At 64.6% G+C, this 17,434-nt stretch carries 18 protein-coding genes; 16 read left to right on the forward strand and 2 right to left on the reverse strand.

From position 1 onward, the window contains the following. From cobA to AKL29_RS46000, 15 genes are all read left to right on the forward strand, one after another. A partial coding sequence (gene cobA / locus AKL29_RS34365) for a uroporphyrinogen-III C-methyltransferase (protein WP_244482579.1) occupies window positions 1–922 on the forward strand: 922 nt, incomplete at its 5' end. Beyond that, window positions 919–1,236, forward strand: coding sequence for a DUF2849 domain-containing protein (locus tag AKL29_RS34370; protein WP_028334721.1), 318 nt, complete (start codon window positions 919–921; stop codon window positions 1,234–1,236). The genes cobA and AKL29_RS34370, both read left to right, overlap by 4 nt. Before the next feature lie 12 nt (window positions 1,237–1,248). After that, the gene (locus AKL29_RS34375; protein WP_028334722.1) at window positions 1,249–2,904 is read left to right on the forward strand and encodes a nitrite/sulfite reductase; all 1,656 of its coding nucleotides are present in this window, start codon (window positions 1,249–1,251) and stop codon (window positions 2,902–2,904) included. Next, window positions 2,891–3,406: a DUF934 domain-containing protein gene (locus tag AKL29_RS34380; RefSeq protein WP_028334723.1), complete on the forward strand. Its 516-nt coding sequence runs from the start codon at window positions 2,891–2,893 to the stop codon at window positions 3,404–3,406. Before AKL29_RS34375 ends, AKL29_RS34380 begins: the two co-directional genes overlap by 14 nt. Further along, window positions 3,403–4,131 carry a phosphoadenylyl-sulfate reductase gene (locus tag AKL29_RS34385; protein WP_028334724.1) on the forward strand — a complete coding sequence of 243 codons (729 nt, stop codon included), beginning with the start codon at window positions 3,403–3,405 and terminating at the stop codon, window positions 4,129–4,131. Before AKL29_RS34380 ends, AKL29_RS34385 begins: the two co-directional genes overlap by 4 nt. 230 nt (window positions 4,132–4,361) lie before the next feature. Next, window positions 4,362–5,351: a sulfate ABC transporter substrate-binding protein gene (locus AKL29_RS34390; RefSeq protein WP_050387293.1), complete on the forward strand. Its 990-nt coding sequence runs from the start codon at window positions 4,362–4,364 to the stop codon at window positions 5,349–5,351. Between the two features lie 50 nt (window positions 5,352–5,401). Continuing rightward, window positions 5,402–6,208, forward strand: a complete 807-nt coding sequence (gene cysT, locus AKL29_RS34395) for a sulfate ABC transporter permease subunit CysT (protein ID WP_082190789.1) — start codon at window positions 5,402–5,404, stop codon at window positions 6,206–6,208. A gap of 9 nt (window positions 6,209–6,217) precedes the next feature. After that, on the forward strand, window positions 6,218–7,180 hold the full coding sequence (cysW, locus tag AKL29_RS34400) for a sulfate ABC transporter permease subunit CysW (protein ID WP_198400214.1): 963 nt from the start codon (window positions 6,218–6,220) through the stop codon (window positions 7,178–7,180). Further along, window positions 7,170–8,219, forward strand: coding sequence for a sulfate/molybdate ABC transporter ATP-binding protein (locus AKL29_RS34405; RefSeq protein WP_050387220.1), 1,050 nt, complete (start codon window positions 7,170–7,172; stop codon window positions 8,217–8,219). The genes cysW and AKL29_RS34405 overlap by 11 nt, the downstream gene beginning before the upstream one ends. Before the next feature lie 427 nt (window positions 8,220–8,646). Beyond that, complete coding sequence (locus AKL29_RS34410; protein WP_050387221.1) at window positions 8,647–9,144, forward strand: CAP domain-containing protein; 498 nt, start codon at window positions 8,647–8,649, stop codon at window positions 9,142–9,144. A gap of 164 nt (window positions 9,145–9,308) precedes the next feature. Then, window positions 9,309–10,478 (forward strand): DUF3734 domain-containing protein, encoded by a 1,170-nt coding sequence (locus AKL29_RS34415; RefSeq protein ID WP_050387222.1) that lies wholly within the window; start codon window positions 9,309–9,311, stop codon window positions 10,476–10,478. Window positions 10,479–10,490: 12 nt separating this feature from the next. Further along, entirely contained in the window at window positions 10,491–11,279 is a 789-nt protein-coding gene (locus AKL29_RS34420) for a 3-hydroxybutyrate dehydrogenase (RefSeq protein ID WP_050387223.1), read from the forward strand. Window positions 11,280–11,480: 201 nt separating this feature from the next. After that, a complete protein-coding gene (locus AKL29_RS34425) occupies window positions 11,481–12,872 on the forward strand; it encodes an FAD-binding oxidoreductase (protein ID WP_082190786.1) in 1,392 nt (463 codons plus the stop codon). Between the two features lie 24 nt (window positions 12,873–12,896). Then, window positions 12,897–13,724, forward strand: a complete 828-nt coding sequence (locus AKL29_RS34430) for an MFS transporter (protein WP_244482580.1) — start codon at window positions 12,897–12,899, stop codon at window positions 13,722–13,724. Window positions 13,725–13,739: 15 nt separating this feature from the next. Further along, window positions 13,740–14,078 (forward strand): MFS transporter, encoded by a 339-nt coding sequence (locus AKL29_RS46000; protein ID WP_347337003.1) that lies wholly within the window; start codon window positions 13,740–13,742, stop codon window positions 14,076–14,078. 83 nt (window positions 14,079–14,161) lie between these two features. Here AKL29_RS46000 and AKL29_RS34435 read toward each other — a convergent pair whose 3' ends face one another. Together AKL29_RS34435 and AKL29_RS34440 are read right to left on the reverse strand one after the other, a co-directional pair. Then, window positions 14,162–15,553, reverse strand: a complete 1,392-nt coding sequence (locus AKL29_RS34435) for an oligosaccharide flippase family protein (protein ID WP_050387224.1) — start codon at window positions 15,551–15,553, stop codon at window positions 14,162–14,164. A 179-nt stretch (window positions 15,554–15,732) separates the two neighbouring features. Continuing rightward, window positions 15,733–16,572, reverse strand: a complete 840-nt coding sequence (locus tag AKL29_RS34440; RefSeq protein ID WP_028334735.1) for a protein-disulfide reductase DsbD domain-containing protein — start codon at window positions 16,570–16,572, stop codon at window positions 15,733–15,735. A gap of 136 nt (window positions 16,573–16,708) precedes the next feature. On the opposite strand from AKL29_RS34440, the gene AKL29_RS34445 reads away from it, so the two are divergent. Then, window positions 16,709–17,368, forward strand: a complete 660-nt coding sequence (locus AKL29_RS34445) for a YqgE/AlgH family protein (protein WP_028334736.1) — start codon at window positions 16,709–16,711, stop codon at window positions 17,366–17,368. Window positions 17,369–17,434: the final 66 nt, after the last annotated feature.

Genomic DNA, 17,434 nt, shown 5'->3' on the forward strand with positions numbered 1-17,434 from the left:
CCGCTTCTGGGAGCGCATCGTCGACGGCCCGATCGGCGCGCTGGTGCTGGCCGGCCGCAGGGACGAGGCCGAGCAGGCGCTGAACGCGATCACCGATCCCGCCGCATTCGCCGGCGCGAGCCCGGAAGGCAAAGCCATCGGTCACGTGACGCTGGTCGGCGCCGGTCCCGGCGATCCGGATCTGCTCACGGTGAAGGCGTTGCGTGCGCTGCAGGATGCCGACGTCGTGTTCTATGACGAATTGGTGTCGTCCGAAATTCTCGACCGCATCCGGCGCGATGCCACGCGGATTCCGGTCGGCCGCCGTGTCGGCAAGCCCGGCATCGGCCAGGACGCCATCAACGCACTGATGATCGAGGCCGCGCAGTCGGGCCAGCGCGCGGTGCGGCTGAAGGGCGGCGATCCCTTTATCTTTGGCCGCGGCGGCGAGGAAATCGAGGCGCTGCGCGACGCCGGCGTCGCTTACTCCATCATTCCGGGCGTCTCCGCCGGTCTGGGCGCGGCCGCGCAATTCGAAGTGCCGCTGACCTTCAGGCACGAGGCGCTACGCATCACCTTCCTCACCGCGCACAAGGCGCGCGATGCCGAAGTCGTCGACTGGTCGGTGCTGACAGACAAGAAGATGACCGTCGTCGTCTATATGGGCATGACCGCGGCGCCCTCGATCCGCGAAGGCATGCTTGCCGCGGGCCGCTCGCCGGAGACGCCGGTCGGCGTGTTCGCGCGCGTGACCCGGCCGGATGCCAAGGCCGCGGTCGGCACGCTGGCGCGGCTGCCCGAGCTCGTCAAACAGGTCGATGGCGGTCCCGCCATTCTCATCATCGGCGACGTGGTCGCGCATTCCGCGCCGTGGAGCCGGTCCAACGTCACCCAACTCTTCTCCAACCAGATGTTCTCCGAACTGCTGAAAGCTGCCGAATGACCTCTCCGCTTGAACAGAAGAAAATCAGGATCACGGGCCCCTCGGTGGTGACCGCCAACCGCACCTGGGATGGTGCGGTGGTGTACCGAACCGCCAAGCAAGGCTGGTCCACGGAACTGTCCGATTCCGCTGTCGTCAGCACCTCCGACGATGCGCGCGCGCTTTTGGCCGAAGCCACCGCCGACGATGTCGGCGCGGTCGGCCCCTACATCGCGCCGGTCGAGCTCAAGGACGGCGGCAAGCTCAAGCCGGGCAATCTTCGCGAACACATCCGCGCCAAGGGCGTCACGATCGATCTTCAGGTGCCGGCGTAAGGCTCATCCATCATGTATGCATATGACGAACTCGACCGCACGCTGATCAACGAGCGTGTTTCGGAATTCCGCGACCAGGTGAAGCGCCGCCTTTCCGGCGAGCTCACCGAGGACGAATTCAAGATCCTGCGCTTGCAGAACGGCGTGTACCTGCAGCTGCACGCCTACATGTTCCGCGTCGCGATCCCCTACGGCACGCTGTCGTCGAAGCAGCTGCGCCGGCTCGCTCATGTGGCGCGCCGCTACGATCGCGGCTACGGCCACTTCACGACGCGGCAGAACATCCAGTTCAACTGGATCAAGCTCGCCGAGCTGCCCGACGCGCTGTCCGACCTCGCCGAGGTCGGCATCCACGCGATGCAGACCTCCGGCAACAACATGCGTAACGTCACCTCGGACCAGTGGGCCGGCGTCGCGCCCGGTGAGATCGAGGATCCGCGCATCTGGTCGGAGATCCTGCGCCAGCACACCACGCTGCATCCGGAATTCTCGTTCCTGCCGCGCAAGTTCAAGATCGCGATCACGGCATCCGAGCACGATCGCGCCGCGATCAAGATCCACGACATCGGGTTGCGGCTGCACAAGAATGCCGACGGCGAGACCGGTTTCGAGGTGCTGGTCGGCGGCGGCCTCGGCCGCACCCCGTTCATAGCCAAGACCATCAAGCCGTTCGTCCACGGTCGCGACATCCTGAGCTATGTCGAGGCGATCCTGCGCGTCTACAACCAGTACGGCCGCCGCGACAACATCTACAAGGCGCGCATCAAGATCCTGGTGCACGAGCTCGGCATCGAGAAGTTCGCCAGGGAAGTCGAGGAGGAGTGGAAGGCGATGGGCGATGTCGGGCTGACGCTCGATCACGCCGCCATCGAGGAGGTCCGCTCGCGCTTCTCCTATCCGCCTTACGAGAAGCTGCCGCACATGCCGGACGAGCTGAAGCAGGCCGCGCATGATCCGCTGTTCGAGCGCTGGCGCAAGAACTCGGTCGCGCCGCACAAGGTGCAGGGCTATTCGATCGTGACGCTGTCGCTGAAGCCGGTCGGTGGGCCTCCGGGCGACGCCACCGCGGAGCAGATGGACGCGGTCGCCGACCTTGCCGACAAATACTCGTTTGGCGAGATCCGCGTCGGCCACGAGCAGAACCTCGCGCTGCCGCACGTCGCCAAGTGCGACCTGCCGCAGCTGTTCAAGGCGCTCGATCGCCTCGGTCTCGCGACGCCGAACGTCAACCTCGTCACCGACATCATCGCGTGCCCGGGGCTGGACTACTGCTCGCTGGCCAACGCGCGCTCGATCCCGATCGCGCAGGAGCTGACGCGGCGCTTCGCCAACCACGACACCGCCGACCTGATCGGGCGGCTGCACATCAACATCTCCGGCTGCATCAATGCCTGCGGCCATCACCATGTCGGCCACATCGGCATTCTCGGCGTCGAGAAGAACGGCGAGGAATTCTACCAGATCACGATCGGCGGCCGCGCCGACGAGAACGCGCAGTTGGGCACGCTGATCGGCCCGGCCGTTCCCTATGCGGAAGTCGCCGACGTGATCGAAGACATTGTCGAAGCCTATCTCGCGCTGCGCGACCGTCCCGAAGAATTGTTCGTCGATACGGTGAAGCGTCTGGGCGTCGAGCCTATCAGGGAGCGGGTCTATGCCACTCGTTAAGCAGGGAAGAATCACCACCGATCTGTTCGTGCATGTCGCCGACGGCGCCGAGCTGCCGGGCGACGGCGCGGTGCTGGTGAGCGCCGAGCGCTTTCTCGCCGATCCGGAGGCGCTGCTGCGCCGTCCCGGCAAGACCGGCGTGATCTGGCCGAACAACCGCAACCTCGACGATCTCGTGCCGCATCTCGATCGGCTGGCCTCGGTCGCGCTGGTGTTTCCGACCTTCCGCGACGGCCGCGCCTACAGCCAGGCGCGCCTGCTGCGCGAGCGTTACGGCTATGACGGCGAGCTGCGCGCCACCGGCCAGATCCTGCGCGACCAGTTCGTGTTCATGACGCGCGCCGGCTTCGACGCCTTCGAGGTGAAGAAGGACGCCGACGCCGACGCCTTCGCCGCGACCATGAAGCGCTATTCGGTGTTCTACCAGCCGACCGGCGACGGCCGCGTCACCGCACTCAACCGCCGCATGCAGCTGCGTCATTCGGAGAGCGCCGGCCAGTGAGCACGCTTGCACCAGAGCTCGCAGTGGGGCCGGCCGCACTGCCCGCGGCCGATGCGCTCGATCGCGCGCTGCGCACGGCCTCGCCCGCCGAGGTGATCGCGGCCGCGGTCAGGACGCTCGGCCGCGAGAAAGTGGCGCTGGTGTCGTCGTTCGGCACCGAGTCCGCCGCGCTGCTCAAGGTGATGGCGGATGTCGATCCGGCGATCCCGGTGGTGTTCCTCGATACCGGCTGGCTGTTCGAGGAGACGCTGGCTTATCGTGACACTTTGATAGCCGCGCTCGGCCTCACCGACGTGCGCTCGATCAAGCCCGATGAGGAAGCGCTGTCGCGCCAGGATCCGGACCGCGAGCTGTGGTTCAGCGATCCCGACGCCTGCTGCCGCATTCGCAAGGTCGAGCCGCTGGCGCGCGCGCTGAAGCCGTTCGCCGGCTGGATCAACGGCCGCAAGCGTTTCCAGGGCGGTGCCCGCGCCGACATCCCGGTTGTCGAGGATGACGGGGTCAGGCTGAAGTTCAATCCGTTCGCCAACGTCTCGCGCGAGGAGATCGAGGCGATCTACACGCTCGGCAAGCTGCCGCCGCATCCACTTGTCGCATCGGGATATCAGTCGGTCGGGTGTATGCCTTGCAGCAGCCGGTCCGCTGCCGGCGAGGATGCGCGCGACGGCCGCTGGCGCGGCCGGGCCAAGACGGAATGCGGCATCCATACGATGAAGATGTCGTAGAACCTGATCCTAGCGACAAACGCGAAGCGTTTGCGCGGGGCGCCAGATCGCGATGACGGTTCATTGCGATTTGGCGACGCGACAAAGCCTTCGCAGTGCGGCGAATTCGTAGCACAAGCGCGCTGCGCCGCCGAAAACAAAGAAAACCGGTTTCGTTGACTTAAGACCACTTCACCGTGAGTTATGTCTTGCGTGTTCCCTGACATTTCTCAGGTTGAATGGAGAGCGAAATGATCCGTCGTATCCTGCCGCTGGTCGCGGGATTGTTGTGGGCGAGCTCGGCCTTTGCGGCCGACTATTCACTGTTGAACGTGTCATACGATCCGACCCGCGAGCTCTATGTCGATTTCAACAAGGCGTTCGCCGCGGCCTATCAGAAGGAAACCGGCAAGAGCGTCGAGATCAAGCAGTCGCATGGCGGCTCGGGCTCGCAGGCGCGCTCGGTGATCGACGGATTGCAGGCCGATGTCGTCACGCTGGCGCTCGCCTATGACATCGATGCGATCGCGGGCAAGGGCCTGATCGCGGCCGACTGGCAGAAGCGGCTGCCGCTCAACGCCTCGCCCTACACCTCGACCATCGTGTTCCTGGTGCGCAAGGGCAATCCCAAAGGCATCAAGGATTGGGACGATTTGATTAAACCCGGCGTCAGCGTCATCACGCCGAACCCGAAAACCTCGGGCGGCGCGCGCTGGAACTATCTCGCCGCCTGGGGCTACGCGCAGAAGAAGTTCGGCTCGGCCGACAAGGCGAAGAAGTTCGTCGCCGACCTCTATCAGAACGTGCCGGTGCTCGACACCGGCGCGCGCGGCTCGACCGTGACTTTCGTCGAGCGCGGCGTCGGCGACGTGCTGCTTGCGTGGGAGAACGAAGCCTTTCTGGCGCTCCGCGAATTTGGCGCGGACAAGTTCGAGATCGTGGCCCCGGCGCAGTCGATCCTGGCCGAGCCGCCGGTCGCCGTGGTCGACAAGGTCGCCGACAAGAAGGGCACCCGCGCCGTCGCCGAGGCCTATCTGAAGTACTGGTACACCAAGGAAGGCCAGGAGATCGCCGCGCGCAACTCCTACCGGCCGCGCGATCCCGAGATCGCCAAGGAGTACGAAAAATCCTTCGCCAAGGTTGAACTTTTCACCATCGACGACGTTTTCGGTGGTTGGACCAAGGCGCAGAAGGAGCACTTCGCCGAGGGTGGCATCTTCGATCAGATCTACAAGAACTGATCGGATTATCAGGGGGATATGTGAGCACAGCGGTTGCACGGCGCAGTACCCTGCCGGGGTTCGGTCTCACCATGGGACTGACCCTGACATGGCTCTCCGTTATCATCCTGATTCCGCTGGCCGCGCTGTTCCTCAAGACGTTCGAGCTGAGCCTCGACCAGTTCTGGGGCATCATCACCAGCCGCCGCACCCTGAATGCCCTGAAGATTTCGTTTGGGCTTTCGTTTGCGGCCGCCTGCGTCAATCTGGTGATGGGCACCGTCATCGTCTGGGCGCTGGTGCGCTACCGTTTTCCGGGCCGGCGGCTGTTCGACGCCATCGTCGATATTCCGTTTGCCTTGCCGACGGCGGTGGCAGGCGTCGCGCTGACGCAGCTGTTCGCGCAGAAGGGCTGGCTCGGCGCGCCGCTCGCCGAGTTCGGCATCAAGGTCGCGTTCACGCCGATCGGCATCTTCATCGCGATGATCTTCATCGGCATTCCCTTCGTGGTGCGCACGGTGCAGCCGGTGCTGATCGATCTCGATCCCGAGATCGAGGAAGCGGCGGCGAGCCTGGGCGCCAATCGCTGGCACACGGTGTTTCGCGTCATCCTGCCGAGCCTGATCCCGGCGCTGCTCACCGGCTTCGCGCTGGCCTTCGCCCGCGCCATCGGTGAATACGGCTCGGTGATCTTCATCGCCGGCAATCTGCCCAATGTCTCCGAGATCGCGCCGCTGTTGATCGTGATCCGGCTGTCCGAATTCCGCTATGCCGATGCCACCGCGATCGCGGTCGTGATGCTGGTGGCCTCGTTCCTGATCATCTTCCTGATCAACCGGCTGCAACGCTGGGCGCAAGCCCGCATCCCCGTGCATTGAGGTCTTGCGATGTCGATGCAGACGGGATTGGTGACCTCGACCACGCAACTGCGGACCTACGCACCCGCGACCGATGTCAGCGTCGCGGCCCCGGCGCCGCGGCTCGAGATCGGTCGCGCGGAGCCGGGGACGGCGCAGCGCAATTTGCGCACTGAGCCCGGCCCGATCCGCTTCATCATCATCGCGCTCGCGATCGCCTTCCTCAGCATCTTCGTCGTGCTGCCGCTGGTCGTGGTGTTTGCGTCGGCCTTTTCGAAGGGGATCGGCGCCTATCTCGCGGCGCTGGCGGAGCCTGAGGCGCTCGCCGCCATCAAACTGACGCTCTTGATCGCCGCGATCTCGGTCACACTCAACCTCGTGTTCGGCGTGATCGCGGCCTGGGCGATCTCGAAGTTCGAATTCACCGGCAAGACCTTCCTGATCACGCTGATCGACCTGCCGTTCTCGGTCTCGCCGGTGATCTCGGGCCTGGTCTTCGTGCTGCTGTTCGGCGCGCAGGGCTATTTCGGGCCATGGCTGCAGGCCCACAATGTCCACATCCTGTTCGCGGTGCCCGGCATCGCGCTGGCGACGATCTTCGTCACTTTTCCCTTCGTGGCGCGCGCGCTGATCCCGCTGATGCAGGAGCAGGGCACCCAGGAAGAGGAGGCGGCGATCTCGCTCGGCGCCTCCGGCCTGCAGACCTTCTTCCGCGTCACGCTGCCCAACATCAAATGGGGCCTGCTGTACGGCGTCCTGCTCTGCAACGCGCGCGCGATGGGCGAGTTCGGCGCGGTGTCGGTCGTCTCCGGCCACATCCGCGGCGAGACCAACACGATGCCGCTGCTGGTCGAAATTCTCTACAACGAATACCAGTTCGTCGCCTCGTTCGCGATCGCATCGCTGCTCGCGATGCTGGCGCTGATCACCCTGGTGGCGAAAACCGTTCTCGAGCGGCGGCTCGACGAGGCAGAGGTGCCCGATGGCGATTGAAGTCAAGAATATCGTAAAGACGTTCGGCAGCTTTGCCGCGCTCGACAATGTCGACCTCAAGGTCGCCGACGGCGAGTTGCTGGCCCTGCTCGGTCCGTCCGGCTCCGGCAAGACGACGCTGCTGCGCATCATCGCGGGCCTGGACTGGCCCGACTCGGGCGAGGTCGCGATCGACGGCGAGAATGCGCTCTCTCGCGGCGCCAGCGAGCGCCAGGTCGGCTTCGTGTTCCAGCACTACGCGCTGTTCCGCCACATGACGGTGTTCGAGAACGTCGCCTTCGGCCTGCGCGTGCAGCCGCGCGCGATCCGCAAGGACGAAGCGACGATCCGCGCCCGCGTCAAGAACCTGCTCGACCTGGTGCAGCTCGATTGGCTGGCCAACCGCTATCCCAGCCAATTGTCCGGCGGCCAGCGCCAGCGCATCGCGCTGGCGCGCGCGCTCGCGATCGAGCCGCGGATCCTCTTGCTCGACGAGCCGTTCGGCGCGCTCGATGCCAAGGTGCGCAAGGAGCTCAGGCAATGGCTGCGCTCGCTGCACAACGAGATCCACGTCACCTCGATCTTCGTGACTCATGACCAGGAAGAAGCGCTCGAAGTCGCCAACCGCGTCGTGGTGATGGACAAGGGCAAGATCGAGCAGATCGGTTCGCCCGGCGAGGTCTATGACAATCCGGCGACCGCCTTCGTGCATGGCTTTATCGGCGAATCCATCGTGCTGCCGGTCGATGTGGCCGGCGATGCGGTGCGGCTGGACGGCCGTCCGCTGAACATTCCGGCTTTGGGCGCGGCGTCCGGCGCGGCCAAGCTGTTCGTCCGCCGCCACGACATGGCGGTCGGCCCGGCCGGAACCGGCGCCCTGGAAGGCGCCATCCGGCATGTCCGTTCGTTCGGTCCGATCCAGCGTGCCGAGGTGGCCCTGTCGGGGAGCGAGGGCAAGACCGTGATCGAGATCGACGCCCCCCGCGACCGCGAGCTCCAGGTCGGCGAAATCGTCTCGCTGCAGCCCCGCCGCTACCGGATCTTTGCCGCCCAGGAGTAGGGTCCACGCAAACCTCCCCTTGAAAAGGGAAGGTCCGCTTGGCTCGCCAGAGCAAAGCGGGTGGGGATCTGGTCTCTCCACTTGCAGCGCAGCCTGTGGCCGGACCCCCATCCCGACCTTCCCCCTTTCAGGGGGAAGGAAACGCTCCGTTGCCCGGATGCAGCGCAGCGAAATCCGGGACTTCGCTCCGCGGATAGGCTGCCCCGGATTGCGCTCCGCTGCATCGGGGCTACCAGGCCAACAAGCTCACCTGCCGTTCCGGGGCGGTCCGCAGGACCGAACCCGGAATCTCGAGATTCCGGGTTCGCTGCTACCGCATCGCCCCGGAATGACGGCGTTTTGTGTGGTCAAAAGTTAGCCCCTGTTCACCATTCAGCCACGGTTGGTATGCAACAACGGCGGGCCAATCTTTGGGGGTTTTCTTACAGTGAAACGGACGACGGTCGCCCTGATCGGGCTTCTGCTGCTTGCCGGCTGCGGCACGGACACCAAAATCCCGGAAGAACCGACCATGTATCTCAACATGGCCCAACCCGGCGCTGTCCTGGATAGCCAGGCGGCCGCGATCATGTTTTCGCAGTATCGCCAGAACAATGGCCTTGGCACCGTCGTGGTGGATCCGGACCTGACCAAGCTCGCCGAGCAACAATCGCAGGCGATGGCCGCCCGCAACAAGATGGACCACGACGTGAAGGCGCCGCTCGGCAAGCGGCTGCAGGCCGGCGGCTATCCCGCGACGGTGGCGGTCGAGAACATCTCGGCCGGCTATCACACGCTTGCCGAAGCCTTTTCGGGATGGCGCGATTCACCGCCGCACAAGGCCAATATGCTGAAGAGCGGTGTCACAAAAATGGGCATCGCGGCGGTCTATGCTCCCAACACCAAGTACAAGGTGTTCTGGACGCTCATTTTGGCGGCAACCTGATTTCGATAAATTCCGCGTGATCCAGAGCATGATCCGGAAAAGTGTGAGGCGGTTTTCCGAGAAGATCATGCTCAAACAATAGAGCCCTTCATCTCGTTGATTGACGCCGCGGTAAACAGCCGCCACGGTGCGCCCCAAGTCATTTCCTGACCCAACGGTTACGAATGGATACTTCGGATTCCGCGCCGGCCTTGACGCCGGCGCAAGCGCAGCGCGTGCTGGTTCTTCAGGGCGGCGGCGCGCTCGGCTCCTATCAGGCCGGCGCCTTTCAGGCGCTCTGTCACGCAGGCTTCGAGCCGGAATGGATCGCCGGCATCTCGATCGGCGCCATCAATGCCGCGATCATCGCCGGCAACGAGCCGGCCAAGCGCGTGCCGCGGCTGAAGGAATTCTGGGAGATGGTGTCGGCGCCGGTGCCGTGGAATCCGGTCTCCAATCATGACCGCGCCCGCTCGCTGTTCAACGAGACCTCTGCCGCCATCATCGCGACCTTCGGCGTGCCCGGCTTCTTCACGCCGCGGATTCCGCCGGCGCCGCTGTGGCCGCCCGGCAGCTCGCAATCGCTGAGCTATTACGACACCGGGCCCCTGAAAAAGACGCTGGAGCGCCTGGTTGATTTCGACCGCATCAACGATCTCAAGACGCGCCTGTCGGTCGGCGCGGTCAGCGTCACCTCGGGCAATTTCCGCTACTTCGACAACTACGAGTTCAGGAAGCTCGGCAAGAAGATAGGCCCCGAGCACATCATGGCCTCGGGCGCGCTGCCGCCGGGCTTTCCATCCGTCGTCATCGAGGGCGAGCACTACTGGGACGGCGGCATTGCCTCCAACACCCCGCTCGACTTCGTGCTCGACGAGGAGATTAACCGCGATCTGCTGATCTTCCAGGTCGATCTGTTCAGCGCCCGCGGGCCGTTGCCGGAGACCTTGCTGGAGGCCGCCGAGCGCGAAAAGGATATCCGCTATTCCAGCCGGACGCGGATGAACACCGACAAGAACAGCCAGATCCACAACGCCCGCATGGCGGTGCGCGACCTGATCGGCAAGCTGCCCGATTACCTGAAGAACGATCCGTCGGTCGAGCTGCTGCGCAAGGCGTCCAAGGAGAACACCGTCACGGTGGTTCACCTGATCTACAAGAGCAAGAACTACGAGAGCTCCTCGAAGGACTACGACTTCTCCCATGTTGCGATGGTCGAGCACTGGGGCGCGGGCGTCCGCGACGTGCATTTGTCGATGCGTCACAAAGAATGGCTAGAACGGCCGCAGTCCGGGGAGACCATGGTGACTTACGACCTCACGGGGGATGAACCCACGCCCCCCGCAAGCAAATAGGAGCGACCGATAATGGGTACGTTGACAGGCAAGACCGCCGTTGTAACCGGCTCGACCAGCGGCATCGGATTGGCTTATGCGCGCGCCTTCGCCGGTGCCGGCGCCAATATCGTTCTCAACGGCATGGGCGTTCCGGCCGATATCGAGAAGGAGCGTTCGGGCATCGAGACCGACTTCAAGGTCAAGGCCGTGCACTCGCCGGCCGACATGACCAAGCCGACCGAGATCGCCGACATGATTGCGCTCGGCGAGAAGACCTTCGGTTCGGTCGATATCCTCGTCAACAATGCCGGCATCCAGTTCGTTGCGCCGATCGAGGAATTCCCGCCGGAGAAGTGGGAAGCGATCATCGCGATCAATCTGTCGTCCGCGTTCTACGGCATCCGCGCCGCGGTGCCCGGCATGAAGAAGCGCGGCTGGGGCCGCATCATCAACACCGCCTCGGCGCACTCGCTGGTCGCTTCGCCGTTCAAGTCGGCCTATGTCTCGGCCAAGCACGGCATCGCCGGCCTCACCAAGACGGTGGCGCTGGAGCTCGCGCAGCACAAGATCACCTGCAACTGCATCAGCCCGGGCTATGTCTGGACCCCGCTGGTCGAGCACCAGATCCCGGAGACCATGAAGGCGCGCAACATGACCAAGGAGCAGGTCATCAAGGACGTGCTGCTCGCAGCGCAGCCGACCAAGGAATTCGTGACCTCCGAGCAGGTGGCGGCGCTCGCGCTGTTCCTGTGCAGCGACGATGCCGCGCAGATCACCGGCTCCAACTACTCGATCGACGGTGGCTGGACCGCGGAGTAATTTTCCGGCGGGATTTGGCGGCCTAAGGAACAAGCCGGCCCTGATTGGATCAGGGCCGGCTTTCGTTTGAGGCGGCAAGCGTCGCCATCGCCCGGAGCCATCCCTTTTGGTGAAATTTTGCAGCTTTTTCCGATCGGATTCAGGACAATTTGGCGCGCCGTGGGATGATGGCATGGGCATTCCTGACGAGGAGCAAATCGGATGGAGCAGCGGCAGCCATATGACGAGGTGATGGGCAAATCGCATTCCGAACTTCGGCCCAGCTCGCAGCTACGGCTCAAGGGCGAGGTGGTCCTCGCCGGGAGCGCCGGTTACGACGAGGCGCGCAAAGTCTGGAACGGCGCCGTCGACAGGCGGCCGGCCATGATCGCCTACTGCGCGGATACCCAGGACGTGGTCGAGGCGGTGACGTTCGCGAGGTCCCGCACGTTCCCGGTGGCCGTTCGCAGCGGAGGCCACAATGTCGCCGGCCTCTCGGTCTGTGACGGCGGCATGGTCATCGACCTGTCGCGGATGAAACGCATCGATGTCGATCCGGTCAGCCGCACCGCGCGCGCGGAGGCCGGCCTCGATCTCGGCGAATTCGATCGTGCCACGCAGGCGCACGGCCTGGCGACCACCATGGGGGTCAACAGCGACACCGGCATCGCCGGGCTCACGCTTGGCGGCGGCTTCGGCAAGCTCGGGCGAAAATACGGGTTGACCTGCGACAACCTGATTGCCGCCGAAGTGGTGACAGCCGAGGGACAGGTTTTAAGGGCCAGCGCGACCGAACACCCCGACCTGCTCTGGGGCTTGAAAGGAGGCGGCGGCAATTTCGGCATCGTGACTGCGTTCGAATACCAGTTGCATCCGATCGGCACGTCGTTGCCCGTGGCGTCGACGCTTTATCCTTACGATCAGGCGCGCGAGGCCATGCAGTTCTACGATGAATTCGCCCGCAACGCTGCCGATGAGGTCAACGTCGACGCGGCCCTTGTGACGCTGCCGTCGGGCGAGCGGTTCTTCAACATCTCCGGTTGTTACGTCGGCTCGCATCATGACGGTGAGCGCGCCCTTTCGCCGATCGTCAAGTTCGGCTCGCCCGTTGAGACGCGCCTCGCAACCGTTCCCTATCTCGAGATTCAGTCGGGTGGTGATGCCCTGTTTCCGCGGGGACGCCGCTATTACTGGAAGGCGCAGTTCTTGCGCGAGATCGGTGCCGGCGCGATCGACGCGCTGCTCGACGCCTATGCGAGAGCCCCCAACACCGCGTCCTTGCTGGTTCTCCAGCATGTCGGCGGCGCAATTGCGCGGGTTCCGGTATCGAGCTCGCCTTACGCAAACCGCGATGCGGCGTTCGACTGCTTTCCGGTTGCGATCTGGGACGATCCGGCCGGTGACGAGGCGAACATGCATTGGGCACGCGAGCTGTGGAGTGCCGTCAGGCCCTATTCGACCGGCGGCGTCTATGCCAACAACCTGGGGGATGAGGGCGAAGACCGGGTGCGCGACGCCTATGGTGAAAATTACGGACGCCTCGTCGCGCTCAAGAACAAATACGATCCGACGAATTTCTTCCGCCTGAACCAGAACATCAAGCCGACGACATAGTTCTGGGCATCGGAGAAAATCCAAATGCGAAGCCGCTGGACCATTCTTGCTGCTCTGTTCGTCGCTCGTGCCACCATCGCCTTTCAGTTTCAGAGCGTCGCGGCCATCGCACCGCAACTCAGCCAGGGTCTGGGCGCGAGCCTGGCCGATATCGGCGTTCTGATCGGGCTCTACTTTGCGCCGGGCGCCCTGCTTGCCTTGCCTGGCGGCGCGATCGGCCGCCGCTATGGCGACAAGGCGGTGGTCCTTGCCGGTCTCCTGATGATGCTGGCAGGCGAACTGCTGATGACCACGTCAACGTCGTGGAGCGTGCAGATCGCGGGCCGACTGACTGCCGGCATCGGCGGCGTCCTCCTGAACGTTCTGATGACCAAGATGGTCGCGGACTGGTTTGCCGGCCGGGAAATCGCCACCGCGATGGCTATTTTCATCAACTCGTGGCCGGCCGGCATCGCAGTCGCTCTCATGCTGTTGCCGGCAATCGGAGCCACGCTCGGACTCCATGCCGTCAATCTTGCCGTCACCGGGGTGATCCTGATCGGTCTCGGCCTCATCGCTCTGGTTTATCGCGCGCCGGACGCGGCCGTCGCGGTTGAAGGCGAGCGCAGCAGCCTGACCGCCGACACGATCTGCGCTGTGATTGCCGCCGGACTGATCTGGTGTCTCTACAACATCGGCTTTGCGATGATCTTCAGTTTCGGTCCGTCGATGCTGGTCGAGCAGGGCTGGTCCGGGGCCGCAGCCGGATCAACCATCAGTATCGTGCTCTGGCTCGCCGCCCTTTCGGTGCCGTTGGGCGGCTTTCTCGCCGATCGGACCAAGCGCGACGAGGTCATCCTGGTCGCGGGCTGAATCGCCTTCGCGCTCCTGACATTGCTCCTGTCGCGCAGCGGCACGGTGCTTCCCGTCGTCATTGCTCTTGGAATCCTCTGCGGCCTGCCTGCCGGTCCGATCATGAGCCTGCCTGCGCGCGTGCTCGAGCAGAAGACGCGGCCGATCGGAATGGGAATATTCTACACCGTCTTTTACGCCGGCATGCTGGCTGGACCTGCGATCGGAGGAAAGCTCTCCACCGCGGTCGGCTCCGCGGGCGCGGCGCTCGACTTCGGCGCCGCCGTGCTCCTGGCTTGCCCGGCCGTTCTGTGGTTCTTCCGCCGCATGGTTGCCGGCCAGCATTGCGAGCGGGCGGACATCAGGCGCGCCTGACGGGCGCAAGGCTGAACGCGGTCAGGCAGGTTCCTCGGTCCGGCGACAGTCATGCATCGCACTATGCCCCGTCCGGCGCAATCCTATGACGCCGGCCGCCGCTTGCCGAATGCCAGCACGTGCAGGCCGAGGCGCGAGCGCACGACATAGAACAAGAGGATCGTCTCGAAGGTCAGCGACAGCGAGGTCGAGGCCGCGGCGCCCATGCCGCCGTAGCGCGGGACGAGGGCGATGCAGAGCCCGACATTCATCAGGAACGACACCGCATAGGCGGTCGCGCAGATGCTCTGGTGGCCGAGCATGTTCAACAGCCGCTCCACCGGCCCGATTGCCGAGCGGACCACGAGGCCGATCGCGGCGACGAACATGATGCTGTAGCCGTCGACGAATTTCGGGCCGAACAGCCACAGCAGCGGCTTGCCGAACGCCAGCAGGGCAACGGTTGCGAACAGCGAGGGCCAGAACGTCCAGCTGATGGCGTGCGCGACATAGGCCGACAGCCGGTCCTTGTCGCCGAGCGCGTTGTATTCGGCGAAGCGGTGCGCCGTGGTCGCCGCCATCGCGTAGTGCACGAACGACACCAGCGCCAGCGTCTTCACCACGGCGAAATAGATGCCGACCTCCTCGGACGAGCGGAACTGCTGCAGCATCAGCACGTCGGTGTAGCCGAGCAGCAGATAGAAGCTCTCGACCAGCATGATCGGAAGCGAGATCGCGAACCAGCCCTTGACGTCGTAGGTCTTCTCGCCCACCCCGAGATGGGCGGTGAGGCGGCGGTTGAGCACGACCATCTGGCCGATCGCCGCGATGTACACCGCGGCCGCGCTCGCGATCATCGCCGCGGTGGCGCCGAGATTGAGGCCAAGCGCCAGCGCGCCGGCGGTCAGCGCGATGATCAGCCCCTGCCGCACGATGAACTGCGGCATCAGGCCGAGCTGCATCCAGTCATGCGCGCGGGAGATGCCGTCCTGGGTGTTGGCGACGACGAAGGGCGGCAGGGTCAGGCAGCCGATATAGAGCGGCACCACCGCGTTGGGATCGATCCAGGGCGAGGCGAGGTGGATTACGCCGGCCAGCAGCAGCGCGACCACGCTGGACGTCGCAAGCACCACCCAGCGGCCGCCTGAGAGGAAGCCGCGCAGCGCCGCGAGGTCGCCGCGCGCGCGGTATTCCGGAATGATCTTCTGGGCGGAGGGCGCGATGCCGAAATCCATGGTGCTGCCGAGCAGCAGCACCCAGGTCCAGACATAGACATAGATGCCGTAATCCGAGCCGCTCATCCAGCGCGCCAGCATGATCTGCGCGAGATAGGCGATGCCGGCGCTGATGACGCGGATGGCGAAGATCATGCCGGCGAGGCGCTTGGTGACCGACGCCTCCTTGGTGCCGCCGAGCGCGCGCGCGGCGAGGCTACGCAGGCGTGCGGCCCGGCCCGATGGCGCAGAGGTTGCGGATTGTGTCTCCATCACAGCCAAGGCGGAAAATTCCTAAAGCGCCGCGTGGCGGCAATGGCCTCCGATCTATCAACGAAACGTTAAGATTGGGTTGGGTGACGCACCCCTTCGGGGTCGTCCCGGGGCAGTGCGAAGCACTGAACCCGGGAGCTCGAGATTCCGGGTTCGATGCGCTGCATCGCCCCGGAATGACCTACGGCTCAATTCAAATTGATATTGAATTCGTAGCTTTTGTCGCCGCCGACCAGCGTCAGCTTCAGCGCGGCGCCGTCGGCCTTGGCGCCGGGCGGCAGGCCGTCGAGCTCGAAAGAAAAGCGCTTCACGCCCGGCGGCGCCTGCGCAACGAGCTTGGGCACCGGCAGCGCCCAGTCGGGCGTCGGCCCCTCGACGAACAGGCTGAGGTCCTTGCTCTCGGGCGCGGCGACATCGACCAGCACGTTGTTCTTGCCGTCGCGCTTGACGTCGCGGATCGAAAACGGGATCGGGTCGCCGATATTGGCGGGCTTCGGCACCGCGTTGAGTGCTTCCGACAGCGCGGCGTCCTCGGTCGATGCGACGCTCGCGAACGCCAGCTCGGCCTTCGCCTCCACCGGCACGCACAGCTTCTCGCACACCGCGTAGTTGATGTCGGCGCGCAGCACCAGCGGCTTGTCGGGATTCTTCGCCACGATGCGCAGCGGCAGCACCACCTGGTGCTTGTAGCCGAGCGAGGTGCCGCCGGCGCCGTCGTCGAATTGCCGCGGCGCCGGCCACATCACGGTGACCGCCTCGACGTTATCCGACCTGGAGAAATCGAACCGCGGCGGCACGCCGGAATCGCCGGGCGTCCGCCAATAGGTCTTCCAGCCGTCCTGCAACTGGAACGCAATGCCGCCAAGCAGCACCGCGCCGCTGCGCGATCCGGCGAGCAGCCGCACCGCCGAATGCGTGTCCTGTTGCCACGGCGAGGCGTCGTCGGCGCGGACCTCCGTTGCCATACATGCGACGGAAAACAGGGTGGCAACGCCAAATGCGGCACGCAAGGGAACTATGACGATCATGAGACGTCTTTACCTGTAACTTTCGGTGCAAACCATTGAATTGCTTGTGATGCATCGCCGCACGGCGGTCGATGGTTGATTGACAGAACCGCCACCCGATATCAGGATGCCAAATCAGCAGGAAAGGCCTTTGCGGATGCGCCCTGAAGGCAAAACAGGCAAGACTCGCAAGACCACCGCCGGCAGAAACCCGGCCGTCGGCGCCCATGCCGCCGAAGGTGGCTATCTCGACGGCCAGATGCTGATCGCGATGCCTGTCATGAACGACCCGCGCTTCGAACGCTCCGTGATCTACATGTGCGCGCATTCCTCCGAGGGCGCGATGGGTATCATCGTCAACCGTCCCGCCGGCAGCATCGATTTTCCCGGGCTGCTGGTGCAGCTCGACATCATCGAGAAGTCGGACCAGATCCAGCTGCCCGAGAATGCCGAGATGATGAAGGTGATGAAGGGCGGCCCGGTCGACACCGGCCGCGGCTTCGTGCTGCATTCCAGCGACTTCTACATTCAGGATGCGACACTCAACATCGACGACGGCATCTCGCTCACCGCGACCGTCGATATCCTGAAGGCGATCGCCAAGGGCGCCGGGCCGAAGCACGCGATCCTCGCGCTCGGCTATGCCGGCTGGGCGCCGGGCCAGCTCGAGAACGAGATCCAGCACAATGGCTGGCTGCATTGCGACGCCGATCCGGAATTGATCTTCGGTACCGACGTCGACGAGAAATACGCGCGAGCCTTGCGCAAGATCGGCATCGAGGCCGGCATGCTCTCGAACGACGCCGGCCACGCGTAGGCTGTCGCTGAGGTCGTCGACGATCCGTCCACATTCACGGTGTCGTCCCTGCGAAAGCAGGGACCC

Source organism: Bradyrhizobium pachyrhizi (assembly GCF_001189245.1).
GTDB lineage: Bacteria > Pseudomonadota > Alphaproteobacteria > Rhizobiales > Xanthobacteraceae > Bradyrhizobium > Bradyrhizobium pachyrhizi.